The sequence below is a fragment of the Roseateles sp. P5_B10 genome, assembly GCF_056400485.1.
The window spans coordinates 1-5,231 of sequence record NZ_JBFULE010000363.1 but is presented as its reverse complement, the minus strand read 5'-3'; the positions used below and the strand labels follow the sequence as shown (position 1 = coordinate 5,231).

Annotated in this window: 4 protein-coding genes and 1 pseudogene; 1 reads left to right on the top strand and 4 read right to left on the bottom strand. The window is 67.6% G+C overall.

Going from position 1 to position 5,231, the window contains the following annotated elements:
* From AC1DU6_RS19370 to AC1DU6_RS19355, 4 genes and pseudogenes are all read right to left on the bottom strand, one after another.
* Window positions 1–300, bottom strand: a pseudogene (locus AC1DU6_RS19370) (alkaline phosphatase); the annotation flags it as partial.
* Between the two features lie 128 nt (window positions 301–428).
* Complete coding sequence (locus AC1DU6_RS19365) at window positions 429–1,247, bottom strand: BPSS1780 family membrane protein (protein WP_056198476.1); 819 nt, start codon at window positions 1,245–1,247, stop codon at window positions 429–431.
* 2 nt (window positions 1,248–1,249) lie between these two features.
* The gene (locus AC1DU6_RS19360; RefSeq protein WP_457325232.1) at window positions 1,250–2,251 is read right to left on the bottom strand and encodes a homoserine kinase; all 1,002 of its coding nucleotides are present in this window, start codon (window positions 2,249–2,251) and stop codon (window positions 1,250–1,252) included.
* Window positions 2,252–2,285: 34 nt separating this feature from the next.
* A complete protein-coding gene (locus AC1DU6_RS19355; protein ID WP_056198468.1) occupies window positions 2,286–2,579 on the bottom strand; it encodes a hypothetical protein in 294 nt (97 codons plus the stop codon).
* Between the two features lie 42 nt (window positions 2,580–2,621).
* Between AC1DU6_RS19355 and polA the strand changes: the two genes are divergently transcribed.
* Window positions 2,622–5,231: DNA polymerase I (polA, locus tag AC1DU6_RS19350; RefSeq protein ID WP_477858970.1), on the top strand; the 2,610-nt coding region annotated here is incomplete at its 3' end.

Here is a 5,231-nt window from a genome sequence, read left to right as displayed (position 1 = left end):
GTCGCCGGTCGTGAAGAAGGGGGCATACGACAGCGAGAAGCCCTGGGTGCTGTCGTCGCTGAACTTGACCATCAGCGTCGAGTTGACGAGGGTCTTGGCCATGTCGGCCGGGGTGGCGAGGCTGGGGGCGGCCATCGCGACGAAGCTGGCGGACGCGAAGCTGGGAGCGGGCGTGTTGTTGTCATCGCTGCCACCGCCGCAGCCGGTCAACAGGCCGGCGACAGCGGTTCCACCGAGGGGGAGCATCAGGGGAACGCCCATGTACTTCAGGGCGTGGCGACGATTCAGGGTCTGGGACATGTTGGCGGCTGCTGTTCAGGGACTGCACAGCCAGGCCCGCACACGCCGTGCGCCGGCCTGGCACGAGCCGCGCAATGTAGGGAGCTTGCATGTCGGCCGCGTGAAAACGCGGCCGACCCAGCGAGGGGTCAGCCCTTCGAGTCGTCGAGCAGGTTCGGCGGCGCGCCGAACATGAAGCAGTCGACAAAGCTGAAGTACAGCGAGGCGTAGAACACCGCCGCCAGCACCAGGAAGCAGGCCACCGAGGCCACCGGCGCGAACTGCAGCAGGCCGAGCAGGCCGAAGACCACGCTGATGACGCCGCTGCAGGCAAACATCAGCGCCGCCCACAGCAGGGCGTTCAGCGCGAAAGCGCCCTTGTTGCGCCACAGCGCCAGCGTGCTGGAGAACAGCGACTGGGCGGCGCTCTGCCCACCCCAATGCACCAGGGCCGGTGCATGCCAGTAGGGGATCGACAGTGCGGTCATGCCGACCGCGCGGACCATGAAGCCCCAGATCAGCCGCGGGTCGGCCGCGATGGCGGCGATCGCGTCGGCGTTCGCGTCGCGCTTCATCAACTCCATCAGCTCGTGGGTGACCTCGCCGTCGATCTGGTCGGCCAGCAGSAGGATCAGCAGCATGACCAGCGCAAAGCCCGCGCACAGCACGAACTGGTGGCGGCGCCGTTCAGGCGTCAGCCGGAAGGGAGCGATAAAGACGTCCACATGGGGCATCTTGCGCTGCAGCGCCAGATGCGTGGCCAGCATGAAGCCCAGCGAACAGACCGGAATGGCCATCAGGCCCAGCATGGGGCCGACGAAGGGCAGCGCGCTCAGCAGCATGGAAACCAGCAGCGCCAGGCCGAGCAGGCCCGAGAAGGCCAGTGGCTGGCGCCTGAAGATCTTGAAACCATGGCGTATCCAGAGCCGCCCGTTGCCGGCCGGCACCTGCTGCAAGTGCAGTTGCATCGTCATTCGCCGACCCCGCCGTGCAGTGCGTGCCAGGGCTTGGCGATGCGCTCGCGCAGCACGCGCTCGAAGTGGCGTGGGTCGTGGGCCTTGAGCAGCGAGGCCTCACGCGGCAAGTGAAGGTCAAAGAGGCGCGACACCCAGAAGCGCAGTGCCGCCGCGCGCAGCAGGGCCGGCAGCAGGCGATGCTCGGCGCCGGACAACGGCCGCTCGCTCTCGTAGGCGGCGACGAACACGGCGGCGCGCTCCTCGATGAGGCGGCCGTCGGTCAGGTCGATGCACCAGTCGTTCAGGCAGACGGCGAGGTCGAACAGCCAGGTGTCGACGCCGGCGAAGTAGAAGTCGAAGAAGCCCGTCAGGCGCTCGCGGCCGGGGCCTTCGCCGGGCTCGAACATGACGTTGTCGCGGAACAGGTCGGCGTGGATGGGGCCGCGCGCGAGCTGGGCATAGTCCTGCGACGCGGCGAGCTGTTCCTGGTAGGCCAGCTCGCTTTGCAGCAGCTCGGCTTCGGGGCCGCTCAGAAAAGGCAGGAGCTGCGGCACCACCTCGCGCCACCAGGCCAGGCCGCGCAGATTGGGCTGGTGGAGCGGGAAATCCTGGGCCGCCAGATGCATGCGCGCCAGCGTGGCACCCACCTGGCTGCAATGGAAGGCGTCGGGTGCCAGCTGGTGGCCGCCATGCAGGCGGTCGACGATGGCCGCGGGCTTGCCCGCCACCTCGAAGAGGATCTCGCCGGCGGCGTCCGCGTGCGGTTCAGGGACCGGCACGCCGCGCTGGGCCAGGTGCTGCATCAGGCGCAGGTAGAAGGGCAGTTGCTCGGCCGTCAGGCGCTCGAACAGCGTCAGGACATAGTGGCCACCTTGATTGGCATCCTGGCAATCGACGAAGTAGTTCGTGTTCTCGATGCCCGCGCCGATGCCGCGCAGCGAGCTGAGTTGCCCGAGGGCGAGATGGTCTAGCAGGGCTTGCGCCTGCGCCGGRCTGACTTCGGTGAAAACGGCCATGGGTCCAGAAAGCGACCCCGAGGGCCGCTTGCGATCAGAATTTGAGAACTCGCCAGACCCGCGCGCCCGAGCCGCTCTTGGGCATGCCCGTGCCCGTGCCGCCGGCCGATTCGCGGCCGGCGTCGTTGACGACGATTTCGTAGTCCGGGGCCTTGGTCAGCTTGTTCTTGACCGTGACCTTCTTGGCCTCGCCGCGCACCTTCAGCTCCTCGATGCGGACCTGGTCGTCCTCGGCCACGGTGCGCTCGACCTTGGGTTCTGGCGGCGGGTCAGCGAGGGCGCCGCCACACAGGGCAGCGAGCAGCAGGGGTACGGCAAGGCGCAACATGCTGCCGATTCTAGGTGGCGGGCTGCCGGACAATCCGTCGCCATGAGTAAACCCATCCTGCTGCTGGTCGACGGCTCCAGCTATCTGTATCGCGCCTTCCATGCCATGCCCGACCTGCGCGGCCCCGAGGGCCAGCCCACCGGGGCGGTGCGTGGCATGGTGGCCATGCTGAAAAAACTGCAGAGCGACATCGGCGCGGCCCACGCCGTCTGCGTGTTCGATGCGCCGGGCAAGACCTTCCGCGACGACTGGTATCCCGAATACAAGGCCCAACGCTCGCCCATGCCGCCTGAGCTGCGCGCGCAGATCGAGCCCATCCACGAGGTCGTCAAGCTGCTGGGCTGGCCCACGCTGACGGTGCCGAACGTGGAGGCCGACGACGTCATCGGCACGCTGTGCTGCATTGCGGCCCAGGAGGGCCATCGCGTCATCGTGTCGACCGGCGACAAAGACCTGGCCCAGCTGGTCAACGCCGACGTCGAGCTCATCAACACGATGAGCAACGAGAGGCTGGACGAGGCCGGCGTGCTGGAGAAGTTCGGCGTGCCGCCCAATCGCATCATCGACTACCTGACGCTGATGGGCGACACCGTGGACAACGTGCCTGGCGTGACCGGCGTCGGCCCCAAGACCGCGGCGAAGTGGGTGTCCGAATACGGCTCGCTGGACGGCGTCATCGCCGCTGCGCCCACGGTCAAGGGCAAGGCCGGCGAGAACCTGCGCGCGGCGCTGGACTGGCTGCCCATGGGTCGCAAGCTGGTCACCGTGAAGCTGGATTGCGAGCTCGCCGAGCATGTGCCGGGCTGGCCCAAGCTGGAGGAGCTGGCTTTCCGCGAGCCGGACAAGGCGCGTTTGGGCGAGTTCTACGTGCGCAACGGCTTCAAGGCCTGGCTGGAGGAGCTGACCGGCACCGCGGTGGTGGCCAAGCCCAAGGCGGCACCGGTGGCCAACCCGGGCCTGTTCGACGAGCCGGAACCGCCCGCCGGCGCGGCCGAGGTTGCGCGCCAGTACGAAACCATCCTGAGTTTCGAGCAACTGGAAGCCTGGCTCATCCGCCTGCACGCCGCGCCGCTGTGCGCGCTGGACACCGAGACCGATTCGCTGGACCCGATGGCCGCCCGCATCGTCGGCATCTCCTTCGCCGACAAGCCCGGCGAGGCGGCCTACATCCCGCTGGCCCACAGCGGCCCGGACGCGCCCGAGCAGCTGCCGCTGGACGCCGTGCTGGCGCGGCTCAAGCCCTGGCTGGAGGATGCGTCGGCCAAGAAGATCGGCCAGAACTTGAAGTACGACCGCCATGTGTTGCTCAACCATGGCATCGCGCTTGCGGGCGTGCAGCACGACACGCTGCTGCAGAGCTATGTGCTGGAAGCTCACAAGACCCACAACCTGGAAGCGCTCGCCGAGCGCCACCTGGGCCGCAAGGGCCTGAGCTACGAGGACCTGTGCGGCAAGGGCGCGCACCAGATCCCGTTCGCGCAGGTCGACGTGGCCAAGGCCACGACCTACTCAGGTGAAGACTCCGAGATGTGCCTGCACCTGCACAGCGTGCTGTGGCCGCAGATCGAGGCCGACGCTGGCATGACGCACATCTACCGCGACATCGAGATGCCCACGGCCGACCTGCTCGCGCGGGTGGAGCGCAACGGCGTGCTGATCGATTCAGAACGGCTGAAGCTGCAAAGCCATGAGATCGGCCAACGCCTGGTGCTGCTGGAGCAGCAGTGCTACGAGATCGCCGGCCAGCCCTTCAACATCGGCTCACCGAAGCAGATCGGCGACATCCTGTTCACCAAGCTGGGCCTGCCGGTCGTGAAGAAGACCGCCACCGGCGCGCCATCCACCGACGAAGAGGTATTGACCGAACTCGCCGCCGACTTTCCGCTGCCGGCCAAGATCCTCGAATACCGCGGCCTGTCCAAGCTCAAGAGCACCTACACCGACAAGCTGCCGCTGCAGATCAACGCCCACACCGGCCGCGTGCACACCAACTACGCCCAGGCCGTGGCCGTGACCGGGCGGCTGTCCARCAACGAGCCCAATCTGCAGAACATCCCCATCCGCACGGCGGAAGGCCGGCGCGTGCGCGAGGCCTTCGTCGCGCCCGAGGGCTACAGAATCGTCAGCGCCGACTATTCCCAGATCGAGTTGCGCATCATGGCCCACATCAGCGAGGACCCGGGGCTGCTGCGCGCCTTCCAGGAAGGGCAGGACGTGCACAAGGCGACGGCCAGCGAGGTGTTCGGCGTCGCGCTGGGCGACGTATCCAGTGAGCAGCGCCGCTACGCCAAGACCATCAACTTCGGTCTCATCTACGGCATGGGCGCCTTCGGCCTGGCCTCGGCGCTGGGCATCGAGCAGAAAGCGGCCAAGGACTACATCGAGCGCTATTTCACCCGCTTTGCCGGCGTCAAGAAGTACATGGACGAGACCAAGGCGAGCGCAGCCGAACTCGGCTATGTGTCGACGCTGTTCGGCCGGCGCATCTACCTGCCCGAGATCCGCGGCGGCAATGGCCCGCGCCGCGCCGGTGCCGAGCGCCAGGCCATCAACGCGCCCATGCAGGGCACGGCGGCCGACCTGATCAAGCTGGCCATGCTGGCCGTGCAGGCGGAACTGGACAGTGCCGGCAAGCAGTCCAGGATCAGGATC